Source organism: Actinoplanes awajinensis subsp. mycoplanecinus, from assembly GCF_001509495.1.
Taxonomy (GTDB): Bacteria; Actinomycetota; Actinomycetes; order Mycobacteriales; family Micromonosporaceae; genus Actinoplanes; species Actinoplanes palleronii.
On sequence record NZ_LLZH01000071.1, the window covers coordinates 83,181 to 104,721 of the forward strand.

At 71.7% G+C, this 21,541-nt stretch carries 19 protein-coding genes; 13 read left to right on the forward strand and 6 right to left on the reverse strand.

Annotated features, from left to right (window positions below; all coding sequences use genetic code 11):
- The first annotated feature begins 23 nt into the window (after window positions 1-23).
- From ADL15_RS11475 to ADL15_RS11480, 3 genes are read left to right on the forward strand one after another with little or no spacing between them, the layout of a single operon-like run.
- Window positions 24-926 (forward strand): hypothetical protein, encoded by a 903-nt coding sequence (locus ADL15_RS11475; protein WP_067688171.1) that lies wholly within the window; start codon window positions 24-26, stop codon window positions 924-926.
- Window positions 923-1,060 carry a hypothetical protein gene (locus tag ADL15_RS55265; RefSeq protein ID WP_157441308.1) on the forward strand — a complete coding sequence of 46 codons (138 nt, stop codon included), beginning with the start codon at window positions 923-925 and terminating at the stop codon, window positions 1,058-1,060. Before ADL15_RS11475 ends, ADL15_RS55265 begins: the two co-directional genes overlap by 4 nt.
- Before the next feature lie 54 nt (window positions 1,061-1,114).
- Window positions 1,115-1,780 (forward strand): hypothetical protein, encoded by a 666-nt coding sequence (locus ADL15_RS11480; RefSeq protein WP_067688174.1) that lies wholly within the window; start codon window positions 1,115-1,117, stop codon window positions 1,778-1,780.
- 4 nt (window positions 1,781-1,784) lie between these two features.
- On the opposite strand, the gene ADL15_RS11485 is transcribed toward ADL15_RS11480, so the two are convergent.
- A complete protein-coding gene (locus ADL15_RS11485) occupies window positions 1,785-2,153 on the reverse strand; it encodes an FKBP-type peptidyl-prolyl cis-trans isomerase (protein WP_067688177.1) in 369 nt (122 codons plus the stop codon).
- Window positions 2,154-2,264: 111 nt separating this feature from the next.
- Between ADL15_RS11485 and ADL15_RS11490 the strand changes: the two genes are divergently transcribed.
- From ADL15_RS11490 to ADL15_RS11510, 5 genes are all read left to right on the forward strand, one after another.
- A complete protein-coding gene (locus ADL15_RS11490; protein WP_232344028.1) occupies window positions 2,265-3,191 on the forward strand; it encodes a lytic polysaccharide monooxygenase in 927 nt (308 codons plus the stop codon).
- A 191-nt stretch (window positions 3,192-3,382) separates the two neighbouring features.
- Window positions 3,383-3,607 carry a hypothetical protein gene (locus ADL15_RS11495; RefSeq protein WP_232344029.1) on the forward strand — a complete coding sequence of 75 codons (225 nt, stop codon included), beginning with the start codon at window positions 3,383-3,385 and terminating at the stop codon, window positions 3,605-3,607.
- A gap of 20 nt (window positions 3,608-3,627) precedes the next feature.
- Window positions 3,628-5,022 (forward strand): DUF4331 domain-containing protein, encoded by a 1,395-nt coding sequence (locus ADL15_RS11500; RefSeq protein ID WP_067688183.1) that lies wholly within the window; start codon window positions 3,628-3,630, stop codon window positions 5,020-5,022.
- A complete protein-coding gene (locus ADL15_RS11505; protein ID WP_067688187.1) occupies window positions 5,019-5,402 on the forward strand; it encodes a phospholipase in 384 nt (127 codons plus the stop codon). Before ADL15_RS11500 ends, ADL15_RS11505 begins: the two co-directional genes overlap by 4 nt.
- A gap of 17 nt (window positions 5,403-5,419) precedes the next feature.
- Window positions 5,420-6,433, forward strand: a complete 1,014-nt coding sequence (locus tag ADL15_RS11510; RefSeq protein WP_067688190.1) for an AraC family transcriptional regulator — start codon at window positions 5,420-5,422, stop codon at window positions 6,431-6,433.
- A 96-nt stretch (window positions 6,434-6,529) separates the two neighbouring features.
- Here ADL15_RS11510 and glgC read toward each other — a convergent pair whose 3' ends face one another.
- Together glgC and ADL15_RS11520 are read right to left on the reverse strand one after the other, a co-directional pair.
- Window positions 6,530-7,762 carry a glucose-1-phosphate adenylyltransferase gene (glgC, locus tag ADL15_RS11515; RefSeq protein ID WP_067688193.1) on the reverse strand — a complete coding sequence of 411 codons (1,233 nt, stop codon included), beginning with the start codon at window positions 7,760-7,762 and terminating at the stop codon, window positions 6,530-6,532.
- 58 nt (window positions 7,763-7,820) lie between these two features.
- Window positions 7,821-10,109 carry a putative bifunctional diguanylate cyclase/phosphodiesterase gene (locus ADL15_RS11520; protein WP_067688196.1) on the reverse strand — a complete coding sequence of 763 codons (2,289 nt, stop codon included), beginning with the start codon at window positions 10,107-10,109 and terminating at the stop codon, window positions 7,821-7,823.
- Window positions 10,110-10,186: 77 nt separating this feature from the next.
- On the opposite strand from ADL15_RS11520, the gene glgA reads away from it, so the two are divergent.
- Window positions 10,187-11,392 carry a glycogen synthase gene (gene glgA / locus ADL15_RS11525; RefSeq protein WP_067688199.1) on the forward strand — a complete coding sequence of 402 codons (1,206 nt, stop codon included), beginning with the start codon at window positions 10,187-10,189 and terminating at the stop codon, window positions 11,390-11,392.
- On the forward strand, window positions 11,389-13,014 hold the full coding sequence (locus ADL15_RS11530; RefSeq protein WP_067688203.1) for a glycoside hydrolase family 10 protein: 1,626 nt from the start codon (window positions 11,389-11,391) through the stop codon (window positions 13,012-13,014). Before glgA ends, ADL15_RS11530 begins: the two co-directional genes overlap by 4 nt.
- Before the next feature lie 221 nt (window positions 13,015-13,235).
- On the opposite strand, the gene ADL15_RS51330 is transcribed toward ADL15_RS11530, so the two are convergent.
- Entirely contained in the window at window positions 13,236-13,433 is a 198-nt protein-coding gene (locus ADL15_RS51330; RefSeq protein WP_083971152.1) for a hypothetical protein, read from the reverse strand.
- A gap of 442 nt (window positions 13,434-13,875) precedes the next feature.
- A complete protein-coding gene (locus ADL15_RS11540) occupies window positions 13,876-15,510 on the reverse strand; it encodes an ABC-F family ATP-binding cassette domain-containing protein (RefSeq protein ID WP_067688207.1) in 1,635 nt (544 codons plus the stop codon).
- A gap of 141 nt (window positions 15,511-15,651) precedes the next feature.
- Between ADL15_RS11540 and ADL15_RS11545 the strand changes: the two genes are divergently transcribed.
- The gene (locus tag ADL15_RS11545) at window positions 15,652-17,130 is read left to right on the forward strand and encodes a GGDEF domain-containing protein (RefSeq protein WP_067688210.1); all 1,479 of its coding nucleotides are present in this window, start codon (window positions 15,652-15,654) and stop codon (window positions 17,128-17,130) included.
- On the opposite strand, the gene ADL15_RS11550 is transcribed toward ADL15_RS11545, so the two are convergent.
- The gene (locus ADL15_RS11550) at window positions 17,127-17,936 is read right to left on the reverse strand and encodes a PhzF family phenazine biosynthesis protein (RefSeq protein ID WP_067688214.1); all 810 of its coding nucleotides are present in this window, start codon (window positions 17,934-17,936) and stop codon (window positions 17,127-17,129) included. The genes ADL15_RS11545 and ADL15_RS11550 overlap by 4 nt on opposite strands.
- 112 nt (window positions 17,937-18,048) lie before the next feature.
- Here ADL15_RS11550 and ADL15_RS11555 point away from each other — a divergent pair, with 112 nt between their 5' ends.
- Window positions 18,049-19,473 carry a sigma 54-interacting transcriptional regulator gene (locus ADL15_RS11555; RefSeq protein ID WP_067688217.1) on the forward strand — a complete coding sequence of 475 codons (1,425 nt, stop codon included), beginning with the start codon at window positions 18,049-18,051 and terminating at the stop codon, window positions 19,471-19,473.
- A gap of 2 nt (window positions 19,474-19,475) precedes the next feature.
- On the forward strand, window positions 19,476-21,428 hold the full coding sequence (locus ADL15_RS11560; RefSeq protein WP_067688220.1) for a vWA domain-containing protein: 1,953 nt from the start codon (window positions 19,476-19,478) through the stop codon (window positions 21,426-21,428).
- The last annotated feature ends 113 nt before the right edge of the window (window positions 21,429-21,541 follow it).

Below are 21,541 nucleotides of genomic sequence, written 5' to 3' on the forward strand. Positions count from 1 at the left end.
CGGGGCGCCTCGTCGTACCGGACATGACCCGAACCCGCGGCCTGCTGACCGCCGCCGCCGTCCCCCTGATCCTGATGGCCGGGTGTGCCCGGCCGGACACCGCAGGCGAGGCCGGCTCGGCCTCCGTCGCGACCGAACCGATCACCGAGAGCGCCTCGGCGCCGGCCGGCGACCCGGCCGTGCTGATCCGGATCGCCCAGGAGGGCGGTTTCGTCCCGGCCCAGTTCGTCTACAGCCGGATCCCGCAGCTGACCGTCTACGCCGACGGCCGGGTGATCACCGAGGGGCCGGTGCCGGCCATCGCCCCCGGGCCGGCGCTGCCCAACCTGCAGGTGCTCAAGCTGACCCCGGCACGGGCGCAGCAATGGGCCGACGACGCGCTCAAGGCCGGCGTGAAGACCGGCGCCGATCTGGGCCAGCCCGGCGTCGCCGACATCCCGGACACGGTGATCACCGCCACGTCCGGCGGCAAGACCGAGACCGTACGGGTGATGGCCCTCGACCACGCGCAGGCGACCGACCCGAACCTGTCCGCGGCGCAGCAGGCGGCCCGGGCGAAGCTGCGCGCCTACGTCGAGGAGCTGAACAAGCTCACCGTCGAGACCGGCTCGCCGGCCTCGGAGTCGTACCGGCCGGCCGAGCTGGCCGCGCTGGCCTGGCCGTACGTGGCCGGCGACGACGGGCTGAACCAGCCGGCGCAGGCGTGGCCCGGCCCGGCGCTGCCCGGCGAGGAGCTGCCGCCGGCCGGCACCGGCCTGACCTGCGTCGCGGTCTCCGGCGACGCGGCCGGCACGGTGTGGGCGGCCGCCGAGAAGGCGAACCAGCGCACCCCGTGGACGTCCGGTGGCAAGCAGTACAGCGTCACCTTCCGCCCGCTGCTCCCGGACGAGACCGGTGGCTGCGCGGCCCTGAAGGAGGCCAAGTGATCCCTCTCGACTCACCGTGGGAGCCGGGGGAGGAACCGGCCGGCGTGGAGCCCGCACCGGCGCGCCCGGACGACCGCCCGCGCAACGTGATCCCGCTGTCCCGGGCACGCGGCCGGCGCGGTTCGCGCCGATAACTGGCGATACCCCCGATGTGCGGCTGATTCACATTCCTACTAGCGTCGGATGACGTGAGTGGAACGGGGATCGAGGCAGCGCAGATCCTGGTGGGGCTGTTGCTCTTCGCCGTGCTGGCACTCGGGGGCATGGCCGTCGTGGCCGGCCGGCGCAGGCCGGCCGCCCGGCCGCCGTCGGTCGACGAGGTGGCGCCGCAGGTGGTGGAGCTGGAGACCGGAGCCGACGAGGTGCGGACAGCGGCGCAGCGCGCGGTGCAGGCCGCCGACGCGGCCCGGGACCGGGTCACCGAGGCGGCCGGGGTGCGCGAGCAGGCCGAGCAGCAGTACCAGCAGGCGCGATGGGACGCGTGGACCGGGCCCAAGGACGAGGCCCGCAAGCTCGTGGAGCGGGCGGCGCTGGAGGCGTACCAGCGCGGTGACCTCTCGGTCGACCAGCTGAACCGGATCTGGGAGCACACCCGGCCCGGCGAGGACGCGGTCGAGCGGATGGACGAGGAGGTCGCGCTGGCCAAGCAGCGCTACGAGGAGGCCCTCGAGGAGGGCGTCGAGGTGCGGCGGGCCGCGCACGTGGCCGAGGTGGCCGCCGAGGTGCTCGCCGAGGAGGCCAGGCTCGCCGAGGACGAGGCGTGGATCGCCCGGCTGGAGGCCGAGCAGGCGGCCGGGCTGTCCGGGTTGCTGCAAGGGCCCGGAGATTCCCCCGGGCCCTCGGCACAGCACTAGAAGATCAGTGGACCTCGACGAGGTCCACCACGAAGATCAGGGTCTCGTTCGGCTTGATCACGCCACCGGCGCCGGACGCGCCGTAACCCAGGTGCGGCGGGATGGTGAGCTTGCGGCGGCCGCCCACCTTCATGCCGGCGACACCCTGGTCCCAGCCGGCGATGACCTGCTGGCCACCGACCCGGAAGCCGAGGGCCTCGCCCCGGTTGTAGGAGGCGTCGAACTCCTTGCCGGTCGAGTGCGCCACGCCCACGTAGTGGACGCTGACGTACGCGCCGGACTTGGCCTCCTGGCCGGTGCCCTCCACGATGTCCTCGACGAGCAGGTCGCTGGGGGCTTCCGCGGGGATGGGGCCGACGTCAGGCTTGTTCATGAATACTCCCGTTTGGTGTGACCGGACTCGGTCATGCAATCACAGCCGGGCGGTCACTGAACGAGCGGTGCCGGATCTCCGTATCCACGGGTGACCGGGAGCGTCCCGGTCGTGGTAACCCGCCTGGGGGATTCCGTGCACGTCCGCCGCCTCTGCGCCGTCGCTCTGCTGAGCGCGGCCGCCACGTTCGCCGTACCGGTCACGTCCGCGTCCGCGCACGGCGCGCCGATCACGCCGATCAGCCGGTCGGCTGCCTGCGCCGGCAACGGCATCAAGACCGGGGCCACGGCGTGCAAGGCGGCGAAGGCGGCCACCGGCGGGTTCATCGGGGCGTACGACAACCTGCGGATCGCGAACGTCAAGGACGACCGGACGTCGGTGCCGGACGGCAAGCTGTGCAGCGGCGGGCTCGACGCGTACCGGGGGCTCGACCTGGCCCGGGACGACTTCCCGTCGACCGAGGTGAGGTCCGGGCAGAAGCTGGCGATCGAGTACCGCGGGACCATCCCGCACCAGGGCGAGTTCCGGATCTACCTGAGCAAACCGGGGTACGACCCGGCGAACAAGCTGACCTGGGACGACCTGGGCAGCAAGCCCCTGGCGGCGTTCACCGACCCGCCGCTGACCGACGGGGCGTACCGGATGAGGGTCAGCCTGCCGGAGCGCACCGGGCGGCAGATGCTCTACGTGGTGTGGGAGACCTCGAGCACGCCGGACACGTATTACTCGTGCTCGGATCTGGACTTCCCGGCCGCCGCGGTGGTGAAGAAGACGACGCCCGCCCCGACGAAGGCCGCTACCAAGAAGGCGGCCGCGCCCGTCGCGACGACGGCCACGCCGTCCGAGGAGCCGGCCGCAGAGGCGGCGGAGACGACCGCCCCGGCGACCGCCGATCCGGTGCTCGCCGCGGCCACGAGTGCGGGCGACGACGACACCACGGTGGGTCACTATCTGATCGCCGGAGCCCTCGGCGTGGCCGTCCTGGCCGCCGGGATCGCCCTTCTGGGCCGGGTTCGCCGGCGTCGAGAAGGCCTCTGAGCAGCACATTCGGGCAACCTGTGAAAAGCCGTAGAAGTATCTCCAAAAAACCTTTGAACCCCTGGTTCGTGGATCACGTAATCATCGGCGTCGACAATGCAACGCCCGTCCGGCCCCCAACAGACGAAAGGCCCAGCATGAGTCGTAGTCGCTACCGTGCCCAGGCGTTCCCGCGGTTCAATCGTCGGCGGATGCTGGCGCTCACCGCCGCCGGCGTCGGGGTCTCGGCCGCTTCGGTTGCCGGGCTCAGCCTCGCTGGTGAGAACGACAAGTCCGCGTCGTCGGACAACTCGCCGCTCATCATTTCCGTACGGGACGCCAAGAAGGGCGTCATCGACCTCTTCTCCGGCGAATCCAAGAAGACCGTCACCGATAAGAAACTCGCCGCCCAGCTGCTCAAAGCTGCCGGTCGCTGACCCGGAGGATCACAGACAAAATGTCTTCTCACCGCGAAGCCCCGGAAATCAGCAAGGACCCGGTCGCCGACAGTTCTGACCTGTACGCGTTCGTCAGTCCCGACGATCCGGATACGGTCACCATCATCGCGAACTACGTCCCGTTGCAGATTCCGGCGAGTGGCCCGAACTTCTTCGAGTTCGGCGATGACGTGCTCTACGAGGTGCACATCGACGCGAACGGCGATGCGCGCCCGGACATCACGTACCAGTTCCGGTTCGTCACCGAGCTGCGCAATGACCGGACGTTCCTTTACAACACCGGTCCGATCGAGTCGCTGGACAGTGAGAACTGGAACCGCCGGCAGTTCTTCTCGGTGACCAAGGTCGACCGCCACGGCAAGAGCACGGTGCTGGCCAAGAAGCTGCCCTGCCCGCCGTGCAACGTCGGCAAGGTCTCGATCGCGGACTACGAGGGTCTCGCCGCCGACGCGGTGCACAAGCTGAAGAGCGGCGAGAAGGTCTTCGCCGGCCAGCGCGCCGACGCGTTCTTCGTCGACCTCGGCTCGATCTTCGACCTGGGCACGCTGCGCCCGTTCCAGGACAAGCACCTGGTCGGCCAGAAGCTGTTCAACTACGCCGGCAAGGCGGTCAACGCGACCGACCAGACCAACGTGCACAGCATCGCGGTGCAGATCCCGCTGCACATGGTGCGCCGGGACGGCAAGAAGCGCGTCAAGGCCGACGACGCCGCCGCCGTGATCGGCGTGTGGACCTCGGCCAGCCGCCGCCAGGTGCAGGTCCGCAACGGCGAGGGCAGCAGCGCCGACGTGTACGTCGGACCGCAGGTCCAGGTGTCCCGCCTCGGCAACCCGCTGTTCAACGAGGTCATCGTCCCGATGGCGCAGAAGGACAAGTGGAACAGCCTGCCGCCGAGCGAGGACAAGAAGTTCGCCGAGTTCGTCGCGACGCCCGAGCTCGGCACCCTGCTGCCGGTGCTCTACCCGGGCCTGTTCGACAAGCTGGCCACGCTCAACAAGGCCAAGAAGGACCGCGCCGACCTGCTCGCCATCCTGCTCACCGGCATCCCCAGCGGGCTGATCGACGGCTTCCAGAACAACACCGGCGCGGTGCAGGCCGACATGCTGCGGCTGAACACCGCGATCGCGCCGGCCGCCAAGCCGAACAAGTTCGGTGTGGTCGGCGGTGACGTGGCCGGCTTCCCCAACGGCCGCCGGATCGCCGACGACGTGGTCTCCATCTCGCTGCGGGCCATCGCCGGCGTGACCGTGCCGCTGGTCGACAAGACCTTCGTGCCGGACGCCGCGGCCGCCCTGGTCGAGCAGGGCCTGAGCATCAAGGACGCCAGCGCCCCGCTGCTCAAGAAGTTCCCGTACCTGGGTACTCCCTTCGACGGATTCTCGGTGCCGTCATGAGCCACGGACACGACCACGGGCACGGCCACGCGCATCACCACCACACCCTGGCCCCGTCCGGGCAGGGCACCGTGATGCTGAACATCGGTGGCGGGATCGGCGCGCTGATCATCCACACCGCGGCGCGGTTCCACGGCCACGAGATCGAGATCAGTCCCGCGGGTGAGCCGGAGAACCGGCAGCACGCCGCGGTCCGGGCCCGGTACGTGCGCGGCGGGGTCACCTACTGCGTCGTCATCGACGCCCTGGCCGAGGGCCGGTACGCGATCTGGGCCGACGGCCCGGAACCGCTGACCGAGGTGGACGTCCGCGGCGGCTTCGTCGCCGAGTTCGAGTGGCCGGAAACCGCGGTCCCCGGGCGGACCCTGCTGACGGTTTAACGCCTAGTGTGGGGGTCATGACAGGCGGTTCTGTTCGTGGCCCCGGCACGCCGGGTGCGGACGTGCCCGTCCACGTCGAACTGCGCACCACCGACGTGGAGGAGGCCCGCGCCTTCTGTCGCAAGCTGTACTACGACCCACTGCGGATTGAACCGGTCGGTGACCCCGGCCGGTTCGATTTCCGCGCGGACGTCGTCGAGCTCGGGCCGATCACGGTCGGCGAGGTCGGCTACGGCACCGACATCAGGATCTCCTCCGGTGGTCTGGAGACGGCCTACCACGTGCTGGCGCCGCTGACCGGGATGCTGCGGTCCCGGCACCGGGGCACGGTGGTGCTCGCCGATCCGACCCGGGCCGTGGTCTACCGGCCGACCGGTGACATCGAGCTGGAGTGGCCCGGCACCTGCCGGCTGCTCAGCGTCAAGGTGGAACGCACCGCCCTGGAACGGGAACTCGACGCCGCCCTGGATCAGCGGGTGGTCTCGCCGTTGCCGCTGGGCGCCAGCTTCGACGTGGCCGACGGCCCGGGCCGGACCTGGGTGGCGCTGGTCCGGTTGCTGCTCGCCGAGCTGCGCGGGCCGGACGGGCTGGCCAGCCAGCCACGGATGGCGGCGCGCTGGCGGGACATGGTGGTGAGCGGGCTGGCGCTGACCGTCGAGCATCCGTACGGCGAGGAGCCGGCCGGGCTGCAGGGGCCGTACCGGCCGCGGACGGTGAAGCGGGCGCTGGACGTGATGCACGCCGAGCCGTGGCGGTCGTACACGACACGGGACCTGGCCAGCGTCGCCGGAGTCGGGATCCGGGTGCTGCAGGACGGGTTCCGGCAGCACGTCGGGATGTCGCCGATGACGTATCTGCGGCGGTTGCGCCTGGACGGGGTGCACGCCGAGCTGTCCCGGACCGACCCGGGCGGTGTCAGCGTGAGCGAGGTGGCGTACCGGTGGGGGTTCACCCATCTGGGGCGCTTCGCCGGCGCCTATCGCGAGCGGTTCGGCGTCCCGCCGTCCGCGACGCTGCGCGGCCGGGCCTGACCGGCGGCTGGCCCGCAGGGGTGTCTCCGGGCACCGGAGACACCCCTGCGGGCCAGCCAGGACCCGGCGGCGCGCCGTGGCCCGGGGTGGTCGGGTCTAGAGTTCGACCTTCTGGCCCTTGCCGATGACGACCACGCCGCTGTCGCTCACCGTGTAGAGCTTGCGGTCGCGGTCCAGGTCGACGCCGATCTGGGCGCCCTCCGGGATGATCACGTTCTTGTCGATGATGGCGTTGCGGATCACCGAGCGGCGGCCGACCGAGACGCCCTCCATCAGGACCGAGCCCTCGACGTGCGCCCAGGAGTTCACCCGGACGTTCGGCGAGATGATCGAGCGTTCGACCAGGGCGCCGGAGACCACCACGCCGGGGGAGATCATCGACTCGATGGCGCGGCCCTGGCGGTCGTCGTAGCCGTGGACGAACTTCGCCGGCGGCCACGAACCGTAGTTGGTGAAGATCGGCCACTCGTGGTTGTAGAGGTTGAAGATCGGCAGGGTGGCGATCAGGTCCATGTGGGCCTCGTAGAACGAGTCCAGCGTCCCCACGTCCCGCCAGTAGCCGAGGTCGCGCTCGGTGCTGCCGGGGACGTCGTTGTCGCGGAAGTCGTAGACGTTCGCCTCGCCGCGCTCGACCAGCATCGGGATGATGTTGCCGCCCATGTCGTGCTTGCTGTCCGGGTTCTGCGCGTCGGCGGTGACCGCCTCGCAGAGCGCCCGGGCGGTGAACACGTAGTTGCCCATCGAGGCGTAGACCTCGTCCGGGGAGTCGGGCAGGCCCTGCGCGTCGCGGGGCTTCTCCCGGAAGGCGCTGATCTTCTTGCCGTCCGCGCCGACGTCGATCACGCCGAACTGGTCGGCCATGCTCAGCGGCTGGCGGATGCCGGCCACGGTGACCGCGGCGCCCGAGGCGATGTGGTCGTTGACCATCTGCTTCGGGTCCATGCGGTAGATGTGGTCGGCGCCGAAGACGATGACGTAGTCCGGCGACTCGTCATTGATCAGGTTGAGGCTCTGGTAGATGGCGTCGGCCGAGCCGGCGAACCAGCGCGGGCCGAGCCGCTGCTGCGCCGGTACCGGGGTGACGTAGTTGCCCAGCAGCGTGGACATCCGCCAGGTCTTGGAGATGTGCCGGTCCAGTGAGTGCGACTTGTACTGGGTCAGCACGACGATCTTGAGGTAGCCCGCGTTCGCGAGATTGGACAGGACGAAATCGATCATGCGGTAGATACCACCGAACGGAACACCGGGTTTGGCCCGGTCCGCCGTGAGGGGCATCAGGCGCTTGCCTTCTCCACCAGCCAGAACGATCGCAAGCACCTTGACAGCCATGGCAAGGACGCTAATATCCCGGCCTGCCGTTCGCCACCCAAAGGGTCACGAACTTTGGTCAAGCTGCCGTGGCGCTGCTCTCCCGGAGCAGGTTTTCGATCACCTCAGGGGCCGCCGGACGCCCGAAATGATAGCCCTGCACGAGGTCGCAGCGGAGCTCCCGCAGCAGCCTGGCCTGCGCTTCCGTCTCCACACCCTCGGCAACGGTGACCAGGTCCCGGCTGTGCGCCAGGTCGAGGATGGCCCGGGTGAAACTGATTTCCCGCGGCGACGGCGGATCTTGGTGCCGGCTGATGAACGAACGGTCGATCTTGAGAATGTCCACCGGCAGCTCGTGCAGATAGGCCAGCGAGGAGTAGCCGGTCCCGAAGTCGTCGATCGCGATCCGGACACCGTGCTCGCGCAACCGGCCGAGCACCGGGGTGTCCGCGGCGTCGATCAGCACCGACTCGGTGATCTCCAGGACCAGCCCGGCCGGCGGCATCCCGGTCTCGGCCAGGATGCCCAGCACGGTGTCGGCGAAGTCCGGGTCGCGCAGCTGGTAGGTGGAGACGTTCACGGTCACGTAGACGCCGTCCCGGCGGTACCAGCCGGCCGCCCGGGCGCAGGCCTCGCGCAGCGCCAGGACGCCGAGCTGCCCGATCAGGCCGGTCTGCTCGGCGACCGGGATGAACACCACCGGCGGGATCAGCTCACCGTCGTGCCGCCAGCGCATCAGCGCCTCGGCACCGGTCATCCGGCCGGTCATCGGGTCCACCACCGGCTGGTAGTGCAGGAACAGCGAGCCGTCGGCGAGGGCCTGGCGCAGCCCGGCGGCGATCCGGGCCCGCTCGTTCTGCTCGGCGCGCAGCGTCTCGTCGAACCGCGCCAGGCAGGCTCCGCCCGCCTGTTTGGCCGCCCGCAGCGCGAGGTCCGCGTCACCGAGCACGGCCGTGGGCAGATTTCCCGGTACGGCCTCGGCCAGGCCGGCGCTGGCGGTCAGGTGGATCCGGCGGTCGTCCACGGTGACCGGCACGCCCGCGATGGTCTCCAGCACCCGCGCGGCAAGCTCGGCGCCCTGACCCGGATCGGTCAGCAGCAGGCCGAATTCGTCCCCGCCCAGCCGCGCCACCAGCACCGCCTCCGGCGCGAACAGCAGCAGCCGGCCGGCCAGCTGACGCAGCACCTCGTCGCCGACCGGATGCCCGTACGCGTCGTTGACCTCCTTGAAGCCGTCCAGCGAGCAGAGCAGCAGGCTGTGCGGCCGGTCCCGGACGGCCGGGTGGGCCAGCTGCTCGAAGAACAGGTCCCGGTTCGCCAGCCCGGTCAGCGCGTCGTGCCCGGCCCGGTACTGCAAGCGCCGCTGCAGCGCGGCCTGCTCGTCGATCGCGGTCCGCAGGTCGGCGGCGCGGTCGTCGGAGCTGCGCGCGTGCCGCTGGGCGATCCGGGCCAGCAGCGAGATCCGGACCAGCAGCAGCCCGCACAGCGCCGAGACGAGCAGCGCCGGCACGATCGTCGCCGCGGCCGGCCCGTCCCGGCTGATCAGGCCGCCGGCGATCGGCAGCAGCGGGCAGAGCACCGCGGTGGCGACGATCCCGGCCAGCTTGCCCCGGCTGAGCGGGCGGCCGGTGGTGGTCTCGACGGCGCCGAGGGTTGCCGCGCCGGGGTGCAGTGCGGCCGCGGTGGCCAGCACCCCGGCGAACTGGATGAACAGGTAGGAGCCGCCGCCGGGCAGGAACGGGGCGGTGCCGGTGCCGTTGGTGGCCGCGTACAGCAGGTGGCCGCCGAGCAGGCTCGCGCCGGACGCGCCGAGCAGCCGGGCCGAGGTGCGCCGGGTGGTCAGGCTCCGCAGCGTGGTGGCCAGCAGGATCATGTCGAGCAGGCCGTAGAACGCCGCCATGACCTTGTCGACCTGCTGGTAGCCGGGGTCGCCGAGGTACGGCAGCACGACGAAGGACCAGGCCACCATGCCCAGCCCGACGACCACCGAGCCGGCCTCGACGCCGAACTCGGCGAGGCTGCCGGAGCGGCGGCGGCGGTTCAGCAGCAGCGCCGCGGCGGCGGCGAAGACGTACAGCGGCACCAGCGACATCCCGGACGGGGTGGTGGCCGGCGCGATCGGGCCGAGCGTCCAGAACGCCGCCGCCAGCACCCCGGCGGCGCGCGAGGCGGTGAGCAGCCACCAGCCGAGCCGGGCGCCGGGTGCCGAGCGGGTCAGCGCCCGCAGGGTGACCGCGATCCCGGCGATCTGGATGGCGAAGAAGACCGGTCCGCCGGCGGTGCCCGCGGTGAGCTGGGTGGCCGTGACGGCCAGTGCGCCGAGCACCAGGGCGTACTGCCACGTCGCGATCCTGCTCCGGTTCTGCACCGCTCCATCACAGCCGGGAGCGGTTGCGGCCGGGTAGCAGAGGGCGCTCGCCCGGGTTGCGGGCTATCCTGCGTGGCGTGGCCGACGCTTCGAGTCTCCGTGTGGACCTGCTCACCCGTGAATACCCGCCGGAGGTGTACGGCGGCGCCGGGGTGCACCTGGAATACCTCGCCAGGGATCTGCGACGGCTCACCGACGTGCGGGTGCACTGCTTCGGCGCGCCGCGCACCGAGGAGGGCGTGACGGCGTACCCGGAACCGGCCGAGCTGGCCGGGGGGAACGCCGCGCTGCGCACCATGGGGGTGAACCTGGCGATGGCGTCCGGCTGCGAGGGCGCGAGCGTGGTGCACAGCCACACCTGGTACGCGAACTTCGCCGGGCACACCGCGAAACTGCTGCACGGCGTGCCGCACGTGGTGACCACGCACAGCCTGGAGCCGTTGCGGCCGTGGAAGGCCGAGCAGCTCGGCGGCGGGTACGCGCTGTCGTCGTTCTGCGAGCGGACCGCGATCGAGCACGCCGACGCGATCATCGCGGTCTCCGGCGGGATGCGGCGCGACGTGCTCAAGGCGTACCCGTCGGTGCACCCGGACCGGATCCACGTGGTCTACAACGGCATCGACACGGCGTTGTACGCCCCTGATCACGGGACGGATGTCGTCGACCGGCTCGGCATCGACCGCAACCGGCCCAGCGTGGTCTTCGTCGGGCGGATCACCCGGCAGAAGGGCCTGCCGTACCTGATGCGGGCCTGCCACGACCTGCCCGCCGACACCCAGATCATCCTGCTGGCCGGCGCGCCGGACACCCCGGAGATCGCCGCCGAGGTCGCCGCGCTCGCCGACGACCTGCGCGCCGCCCGGGACCCGGACGGCGTCGTCTGGGTCTCCGAGATGCTGCCCAAGCACGAGGTCATCCAGGTGCTCACGCACGCCACGGTGTTCGTCTGCCCGTCCGTCTACGAGCCGATGGGCATCGTCAACCTGGAGGCGATGGCCTGCGAGACCGCTGTCGTGGCCACCGCCACCGGCGGCATCCCCGAGGTGGTCGCGGACGGCGAGACCGGCCTGCTGGTCCCGATCGAGCAGGTCGAGGACGGCACCGGCACCCCGGTGCACCCGGAGAAGTTCGTCGCCGACCTGGCCGCCACCCTCACCAAGGTCCTGCGCGACCCGCAGCTCGCCGAGCAGATGGGCAAGGCCGGGCGTCGCCGGGCGGTGGAACACTTCAGCTGGGCGCGGATCGCCGAGGACACCCTGAACGTGTACCGGTCGGTGCTGTGACGGCCGCTCAACGGCTGCGTCTGGGACTCCTGCTCTCGGTGGTGCTGGTCGCCGCGCTGGCGGTCGGCGCGGGGCTGGTGCGTGCCGCGTTCTACACCGAGCCCGCCGCCGGCGCGGCGGGTACGGCGCCGCAGGCCGCCGGCCAGGTCATCCCGGCCGGCACCACCGGGCAGTGCGCCGGGCAGCCGGCCACCGCCACCCGGGAGCTGCGCGGGATGTGGCTGACCACGGTCTACAACATCGACTTCCCCAGCAAGCAGGGGCTCGGCGAGGCCCAGGTCAAGGCGGAGTACCTGAAGTGGCTCGACCTCGCGGTCGCGCAGAACCACAACGCGATCTTCGTGCACGTGCGGCCGAGCGGTGACGCGTTCTGGCCGTCGGCGTACGCGCCGTGGTCGAACTGGCTCACCGGCCGGCTCGACGGGAAGTCACCCGGCTGGGACCCGATGGCGTTCATGGTCGCCGAGGCGCACGCCCGCGGGCTGGAGTTCCACGCGTGGTTCAACCCGTACCGGGGCACCCAGCCGGCGCCCAGCGGCGCGGGAACCGACCTGACGAAGCTCGCGCCGAACCACCCGCTGCGGCTGCACCCGGAGTGGCGGATCGCCTACCCGGCCAAGAGCAAGCAGGGCCGGCTCTACTTCGACCCGGGCATCCCGGCGGCGCGCAAGTTCGTCGAGGACTCGATGCTGGAGGCGGTGCAGAAGTACGACGTCGACGGCGTGCACTTCGACGACTTCTTCTACCCGTACCCGGAGGAGGGCCAGGACTTCCCGGACAAGGCCAGCTTCGCCAAGTACGGCGCCGGCAAGTCGAAGGGCGACTGGCGCCGCGACAACGTGAACGTGCTGGTCCGGGAGATGCACGAGCGGTTGCAGGCGCTGAAGCCGTGGGTGAGCTTCGGGATCAGCCCGTTCGGGATCTGGCGCAACAAGTCCTCGGACGCCGGCGGGTCGGCGACCAACGGGCTGGAGAGCTACGACGCCATCTACGCCGACACCCGGACCTGGGTGCGGGAGGGCTGGCTGGACTACATCGTGCCGCAGCTGTACTGGACGATCGGCTTCGCCAAGGCCGACTACGCCAAGGCGCTGCCGTGGTGGGTGCAGACGGTCAAGGGCACCAAGGTGCAGCTCTACATCGGCATGGGTGACTACCGGGTGGGTGAGAAGGGTGACTGGAGCGATCCGGCCGCGCTCGACCGGCAGATGGCCCTGAACCGGAAGTACGGCGTGCAGGGTGAGGTGCACTTCAGCGCGGCGTCGGTGCGGGACGACAAGCGCGGGGCGATCAGCCGGTACCGCAAGGCGTACTACGCGTCGCCGGCGCTGCCGCCCCGGATGGACCGGCGGGTGGCGCCCGCTCCGCCCACGCCGCAGCTCACCGCGGGGTTGCGGGGCACGTCCGGTCAGCTGGTGCTGACCGCGGCCGGGCTCGCGTCGACGAACTGGGCGCTGTACCGGACCACCGGCGGTCCGGCGACGCTGGTGTCCACCGGGCGGACCGGCGCGGAGATCACCGATCCGCATCCGGCGGCGAACGCCACGTACTGCCTGAGCGCGGTGGACCGGTCCGGGAACGAGAGCCCGCTCAGCGCCGGCTACGCCGCCCCCACGGCCTGAAACCTGTCTGGTACGCCTACGGAGCGCACGTCCGTAGGCTACGAGCCACGTCCCGTGGTGGTCCCGCGCGACACCGCGCTCCCTCCGGCCGCCCCGCGCCTCCCGGCCCGGCCGGCAACTGACCGGAAATACCATCTGATGTGGGTGTTTCGGGTGTGGCCCCACCGCTCGCCCGCCTGGCAGCCGGGCCTGGGCAGCTCGGGGCACCAGCCCGGGTCGGTTCAGGCGACCTCGCAGTAGACCGGCGTGCCGGGCCTGGCCAGCGCGGCGACCTCGGTGAGCATCTCCTCGGCCAGCTCGGGGTCGATGTCCTCAGCATCCGCGGCCCGCAGCGCGAGCCAGCGCTCGGCCAGATCGGCGAGCGCGGCGGGATCCGCGCCGGCGAGGGCGGCGGTCAGCTCCGCCGAGAGGCGGAGCACGATCGGGCCGTCCTCGTCGCCGAGGTCCTCTGCCCCGGCGACCGCGTCGAGGTCGCTGCCGAGCAGCAGCCCCTCCCACTCCTCGAGCGACGCGAAGATGTCGAAGTTGCCGTACTCGAGGGCGTCGTCGCCGGGGCCCGAGGGCCGCGGCCGCGTCGTCCGCGGCGCCGTAGAAGCTGATGATCGTGCTCACCGTGCCAACCTAGGCCGCGACCCGGCTCGGCGCAGGCGGTCCGCTTCCGGCCAACCCTTTTCCGGTACGGACACGGAGCGGCCGGTCACCGCAGGGGCCACCGGCTGGTGCTGAGGGTTGCCTCGACCGGCCGGAGGCAGCCCTCAGCGCCAGCCGGGGTCGGGACCGGGGCGCGGCCCGGGCCCCGGGCTGGTTGTCAGGGGTGTCTCGAGGGAGGTGAGGCACCCCTGAGAGCCAGCCGGTAGCGGGTCAGCTGGTGACTGTGCCGGCGGTGAGGTTGAAGTGGCGGGTGGTGGTGACGGCCTCGAGCATGCGGCGGTCGTGGGTGACCAGCAGCAGGGTGCCGGTGTAGGTGGACAGGGCCGACTCCAGCTGCTCGATCGCCGCCAGGTCCAGGTGGTTGGTGGGCTCGTCGAGGACCAGCAGGTTCACGCCGCGGGCCTGGAGCAGTGCCAGGGCCGCGCGGGTGCGTTCGCCGGGGGACAGGGTGGCGGCCGGGCGGATCACGTGGGCCGAGCGGAGACCGAACTTGGCCAGCAGGGTGCGGACGTCGGCGTCGCTGAGGTCGGGGACCGCGGCCCCGAACGCGAGCGACAGCGGCTCGTCGCCGAGGAACAACCCGCGGGCCTGGTCGACCTCGCCGACCACGACGCCGGAGCCGAGAGCGGCCGCGCCGGAGGTCAGCGGGAGCCGGCCGAGCAGGGCCGCCAGCAGCGTGGACTTGCCGGAGCCGTTCGCGCCGGTGATCGCGACCCGGTCGGCCCAGTCGATCTGCAGGGTGACCGGGCCGAGGGTGAACCCGCCGCGCTCGACGACGGCGTCGCGCAGGGTCGCCACCACCGCGCCGGCCCGGGGCGCCGTGGCGATCTCCATCCGCAGCTCCCACTCCTTGCGGGGCTCCTCGACCACGTCCAGCCGTTCGATCATCTTCTCGGTCTGCCGGGCCTTGGCGGCCTGCTTCTCGCTGGTCTCGCCGCGCAGGTTCCGGCCGATCTTGTCGTTGTCGGTGGACTTGCGGCGGGCGTTGCGCACGCCCTTCTCCATCCAGCCGCGCTGCATCCGGGCGCGTTCGAGCAGGTCGTCCTTCTTGCCGGCGTACTCCTCGAACTCCTCGCGGGCGTGCGTGCGGGCCCGCTCGCGCTCCTCGAGATAGGCCGCGTAGCCGCCGCCGAAGAGCTGGATCCGCTGCTGGTGCAGGTCCAGCTCTAGGATCTTGGTGACCGTGCGGGTGAGGAACTCGCGGTCGTGGCTGACCACCACCACACCGGCGCGCAGTCCGCCGACGAAGCGCTCCAGCCGGGCCAGGCCGTCCAGGTCGAGGTCGTTCGTCGGCTCGTCGAGCAGGTAGATGTCGTAGCGGCTGAGCAGCAGCGACGCCATGCCGGCCCGAGCCGCCTGGCCGCCGGAGAGCGCGGTCATCGGGTGTTCGAGGGCGACCGTCAGGCCGAGTTCGGCGGCGGTGGCCTCGGCGCGCTCGTCCAGGTCGGCGCCGCCGAGGTCGAGCCAGCGTTCGAGGGCCACGGCGTACCGGTCGTCGGCGCCGGCCGCGTCGGTGGCCAGGTCCTCGGCGGCGGTGTCCATGGCCTGCTGGGCGGCGGCGACGCCGGTGCGCCGGGCCAGGAAGTCCCGCACGGACTCCCCGGCGCGGCGTTCGCGCTCCTGCGGGAGGTAGCCGACGTTGGCGGTGGGCGGGCTGAGCGCGACACCGCCGCTCTCCGCGGGCAGCAGGCCGCCCAGCGTACGCAAGAGGGTGGTCTTGCCCGCCCCGTTGACACCGACCAGCCCGATCACGTCACCGGGGGCGACCACCAGGTCGAGTCCGGTGAAAAGGCTGCGGTCGCCGTGCCCAGCGGCGAGTTCCCGGGCGATCAGTGTGGCGCTCATCAGTCAGCCATCCTATGCAGTGCGCCGCTAAACCTTCAGAACGGGCGTCCACCGGTCGATGCACCTCCCGTGACGAGGCAGGGACGCAGGGTAAGACCAGATCGTTCGGTACGCCGAGCGGCGCTCCGCCGTGACCCGCTCATGCTCACCGCGATCGCGTGGACCGCGCTCGGCGCCGTCCTGCTGTTCACCTTCGGCGGCGAGCCGAACTCCCAGGTCCGGGTCTTCTGGCTGTTCCAGCCCCCGCTGGACCTGCTGCTCGTCTACTCGTCCTGGCGGGTGTACCGGATCGCGACCGGGCCGATCCGCCGCTACTGGCGCCTGCAGACCATCGGCGCCTCGCTGTTCTTCTGCGGTGACGTGGTGCAGACCGGGTTCGCGCTGTTCCGGCGGGACCAGTGGTCCACGGCCGGCGGCGACATCCAGTCCACCTGCTTCGCGGTCGGCCTCGGCCTGATCATCGTGGGCATGCTGATCCACCCGCTGCCCGGGCGCACCGCCCGGGAGTCGCTGGCGTTCTGGCTGGACTCGGCGACCGTGATGGTCGGAGGAGCGGTGGTCGCCTGGTGCTTCGCGGTCACCCCGGACCAGCAGGACAAGAACGCCAGCCTGATCGGGTCCCTGGCGGCCGGCGCCGTCGTGCTGACCTCCGCGTTCGCCGCGGTGAAACTGATCCTCAGCGGGAACGCGCCGATGCACAAGGCGGCCGCCACCCCGATGATCGTCGCGGCGGTGGTCAACGCCGTCGGGCTGTTCGTGGCCCCGCCCGGCGCGCACGACTCGTTCCCGCCGCACGTCTACGTGATCCGGCTGCTGCCGTCGCTGCTGATCGCGATGGGACCGCGCAACCAGGAGATCCTCGCGCGGTTCGACGAGACCGCGTTCGGCTCGCGGCGGCGGCGGCCCTACAGCCTGCTTCCGTACGGATCGATCCTGGTGGTCTTCGTGACCATGCTGGTGGTGTTGCCGAACGGGCTCGACACCCGGCTGTGGGGCGTGGTCACCGGTCTCGGGATCATCGTGGCGCTGGTGGTGGCCCGGCAGCTGGCCGCGTTCCACGACAACACCAGCCTCATCGACCAGTTGCGCGAGCACCAGGAACGGCTGAGCCACCAGGCGCTCTACGACGAGCTGACCGGCCTGGCGAACCGCGCGCACTTCCGCGAGGAGACCACCACGGCGCTGGACGGCGCCGCCCCCGGCACCGTCGCGCTGCTGCTCGTCGACCTGGACGGGTTCAAGGCGGTGAACGACACGCACGGCCACGGTGCCGGTGACCTGCTGCTCGCCGGGGTGGCCGAGAAGCTGCGCCAGTCGGTGCGCTCCGGTGACCTGGTCGCGCGGCTGGGCGGCGACGAGTTCGCGGTGCTGCTGCGCGACTGCACGGTCCGCGACGCCGAGCAGACCGCGCAGCGGATCCTGCGGTCGATGGGCGACCCGATCGAGGTGGGGGAGACGGCGGTGCGGGCCAACGCCAGCATCGGCATCGCCTGCGTGGGTGAGGGTGACGACGACGTCCGGTCGCTGCTGCACGACGCGGACATCGCCATGTACACCTCGAAGCACCAGGGCAAGGGCACCTGGAACCGCTACGAAGCGGGAATGGTGCTCAGCCACTAGACGATCGGCACGGCCGTTCCGCTGACCCGGACACCGGGCTCGCCCGGGACCAGCCGCACGGTGATCCGGCTCGGGCGGCCCAGGTCGTCGCCCTGGCGCAGGTCCAGGGTCGCGTCGTCGCCGACGAGGCCCAGCTCCCGCAGGTACCCGCCGAACGCCGCGGCTGCCGCGCCGGTCGCCGGGTCCTCGTAGACCCCGCCGATCGGGAACGGGTCGCGGACGTCGAAGGACGCCTCGCCGGCGCGGAACACCAGCTGGATCGTGGTCCAGCCGCGCTCGGTCATCAGCGCCGTCAGGGCCGGCACGTCGTAGTCCAGGTCGGCGAGGCGGGCCCGGCTGGTCACCGCGATGATCGGGTGGTGCGCGCCGGCGTACGCGACCCGCGGCGGCAGGGCCGGGTCGAGGTCGGCGGCCGGCCAGCGCAGCGTGCCGAGCAGCGCGGCCAGATCCGCGTCGGCCAGCGGCGCGACCCGGGTGGCGACGCTGGTCAGCGTGGCGACCCCGGTGGTGTCGACGGTCACCGGCACGTCGCCCACGTTCGTCACGAACACGTGGTCGCCGGGGCCGAGCGCTACCGCGGTGGCCACCGTCGCGTGGCCGCAGAACGGGATCTCGGTGAGCGGGCTGAAGTACCGCACCCGGTACCGGTCACCGGCCTGCTCGGTGATGAACGCGGTCTCGGAATAGCCCAGCTCAGCGGCGATCTCCAGCATCCGGGAGTCGTCGAGGGCGGAGGCGTCCAGGACCACGCCGGCCGGGTTGCCGCCGGCCGGGTCTTCGGTGAATGCCGCGTACCGATCAATCATGGGGAAATCCTGCGCCGCGGCCGCCGCCGTGGCACAGAGCCAATCTCGCGGCCCTGGCCGCGTTGCCGATCACAGTCGTCGTTGTCCGGTCTGGCGGAGTAGCGTTCCTGCGGTGACTGAGGGGCTGACCACGACCACTTCTGAACCTCCCGCCGACCTGCCGCGCACGCTGGGCGAGCTGCGTGCCACCGGGCACGAGTTCCGCACCGTCAAGGAAGAGCTGCGCGACAACCTGCTCCACCGGCTCCGCTCCGGCGAGCCGCGTTTCCCCGGCATCGTCGGTTATGACGACACCGTGCTCCCCGAGGTCGAGCGGGCGCTGCTCGCCGGCCACGACATGGTCCTGCTCGGCGAACGGGGCCAGGGCAAGACCCGCCTGATCCGGGCCCTGGCCGGGCTGCTGGACGAGTGGACGCCCGTCATCACCGGCTCCGAGCTGCACGAACACCCGTATCATCCGCTCACCCCGGCCAGTCGCCGGCTGGCCGCCGAGGCCGGTGACCTGCTGCCGATCTCCTGGCTGCACCGCTCCGAGCGGTACGGCGAGAAGCTGGCCACCCCGGACACCAGCGTCGGCGACCTGATCGGCGACGTCGACCCGATCAAGGTGGCCGAGGGCCGGGCCCTGGGTGACCCGGACACCATCCACTTCGGTCTGGTGCCGCGCACCAACCGGGGCATCTTCGCGGTCAACGAGCTGCCCGACCTGGCCGAGCGCATCCAGGTGTCGCTGCTCAACGTGCTCGAGGAGCGCGACATCCAGGTCCGCGGCTACAAGCTGCGGCTGCCGCTCGACCTGCTGCTGGTCGCGTCGGCCAACCCGGAGGACTACACCAACCGGGGCCGGATCATCACCCCGCTCAAGGACCGGTTCGGCGCGGAGATCCGCACCCACTACCCGGTCGACCTGGAGCTGGAGACCGCGCTGATCCGGCAGGAGGCGGCACTGGTCGCGTCCGTTCCGGATCACCTGATCGACGTGCTGGCCCGGTACACCCGGGCGGTCCGCGAGTCGTCGTCGGTGGACGCCCGCTCCGGCGTCTCGGCCCGGTTCTCGATCGCCGCGGCGGAGACCGTGGCGGCGTCCGCGCTGCGCCGGTCCGGGCTGCGCGGCGAGCGCGAGGCGGTGGCCCGGATCTGCGACACCGTGTCGGTGACCTCGACGCTGCGCGGCAAGGTCGAGTTCGAGAGCGGTGAGGAGGGCCGGGAGACCGAGATCCTCGGTCACCTGCTGCGGGTGGCCACCGCGGAGACGTTCCGGGACCGGCTGGCCGGCCTCGACCTGTCCGGGTTCACCGACCTGGTCGCCGAGGGCGCGATCATCCAGACCGGTGACCTGGTCAGCGCGGCCGACCTGCTGGCGCAGATCCCGACCGTGCCGGGCCTGGCCAAGGTGCTCGACCGGCTGGGGCTCGGTGACGCGCCGAGCCCGGGGCAGGCGGCGTCCGGGATCGAGTTCGTCCTGGAGGGGCTGCACCTGACCCGGCGGCTGGCCAAGGAAATGACCGACGACGGCCGCACCCTGTACGGGAGCTGACCGTGGCCGGCAATGTTTTCCGCTACGGCGCGTGGCGGGACGGGCCCGATCCGCTCGCCCCGCCGTACGACGTGCGCGCCGCGGTCGACGAGATGGGCGAGCGGGTCCTGCGGGGTGACAACCTGCGCGACGCGCTGCGCGACCTGATCCGGCGCGGCCCCCGCGAGGGCCGTGGCCTTGACGAGCTGCGCGACCGGGCCCGGCGGATGCGGCGTGACGCGCTGCGCCGGGGCAACCTGGACGGCGCGGTCACCCGGGCCCGGCAGATGCTCGACCAGGCCCTGGCCACGGAGCGGGACACGCTGCGCGCCCGGGACGACATGGACGCCCGCTTCAACGAGGCGGTTCTGGACAACCTGCCCCGGTCCACCTCGCAGGCGGTCTCGGAACTGTCCGAGTACCAGTGGGCGTCACCCGAGGCGAAGGCGATCTACCAGCAGATCCTCGACGGACTGCGACAGGAGATCGTCGAGCAGCGGTTCGCCGGGATGCGCCAGGCCCTGCAGAACGGCGACTTCGCGGACGTCTCGGCGATGGTGGGTGACCTCAACGACCTGCTCGCCAAGCACGCCCGTGGCGAGGACACCACCGACGCGTTCCGCGAGTTCATGGCGAAGCACGGCCAGTTCTTCCCGGACGACCCGCAGAACGTCGACGAGCTGATCGACTCCCTCGCCCGGCAGGCCGCCGCGGCCGAGCGGCTGATGCGCTCGCTCAGCCCGCAGCAGCGCGAGGAGCTGCAGAGCCTGATGGACCAGGCGCTCGGCGACGGGCCGCTGCGCGGTCAGCTCGCCGAGATGTCCGACAACCTGCGGGCGCTGCGACCCGGCCTGAACTGGGGCCGCGGTGAGCGGATGCGGGGGAGCGAGGACCTGGGCTACGGCGACGCCGCCGCCGCGCTGGGCGAGATCGCCGACCTGGACGAGCTGCTCGACCAGCTCGGTCAGGAGCACCCGGGCGCGACCCTGGACGACGTCGACGTCGACGCGGTGGAGCGCCAGCTCGGCCGGGCCGCCGCCGACGACGTGCGGCGGCTGCGGGAGCTGGAGCGCGAGCTGCGCAAGCAGGGCTGGGTGGAACGCGACGGCGACGGGCTCACCCTGTCGCCGAAGGCGCTGCGCCGGCTCGGCCAGACCGCGCTGTCGAAGATCTTCCAGGACGTCGGTGGCAAACGCGGCGAGCACGACATGCGGGACGCCGGCGCGGCCGGTGACCTGATCGGCTCGTCGCGGCGCTGGGAGTTCGGCGACGACCAGCCGCTCGACGTGGTGCGCACGATCGGGAACGCGGTCCGGCGCCGGGCCGCCTCCCGCGACGTCGCGACGCTTCCGGTACGCCTGGAGCCGGACGACTTCGAGGTCGCCGAGACCGAGCGCCGGTCCTCGGCGGTGGTCGCGCTCTGCGTCGACCTGTCCTACTCGATGTACGCCGACGGCCGCTGGGGCCCGATGAAACAGACCGCCCTGGCCCTGTCCCAGCTGGTCGCCACGAAGTACCCGCAGGACGCCCTGCAGATCATCGGCTTCGGCAAGTACGCCGTGTCGCTGTCCCAGGGCGAGCTGGCCGGGACCGAGCCGACCATGGAGAAGGGCACGAACCTGCAGCACGCCCTGAAACTGGCCGGCCGGCACCTGCGGCGGCACCCGGGCGCCGAGCCGGTGGTGCTGGTGGTCACCGACGGCGAGCCGACCGCGCACCTGGAGGACGACGGCGAGGCGGTGTTCTGGTGGCCACCGCTGCCGGAGACCGTCGAGGCCACCGTGCACGAGGTGGACCAGCTCACCCGGTACGGCGCGACGCTCAACGTGTTCATGCTCGGCGACGACCCGGGCCTGCAGCGGTTCGTGGGCGGGGTGGCGCGGCGCAACGGCGGCCGGGTGTTCAGCCCGGACGCCGACGAGCTGGGCCGCTACGTGATCGACGACTACGTGCGGGCGAGGCGCGGCCGGCGCTGAGCTCGAGGGAAGCCGGGGAGATCACTCCCCGGCTTCCTGCTTTTTCCGGGCCGGCTTGACGGGCTTTTCCGGGCCGGCTTGACGGGCAGATGCTAAGCGCGCATACTAATTGC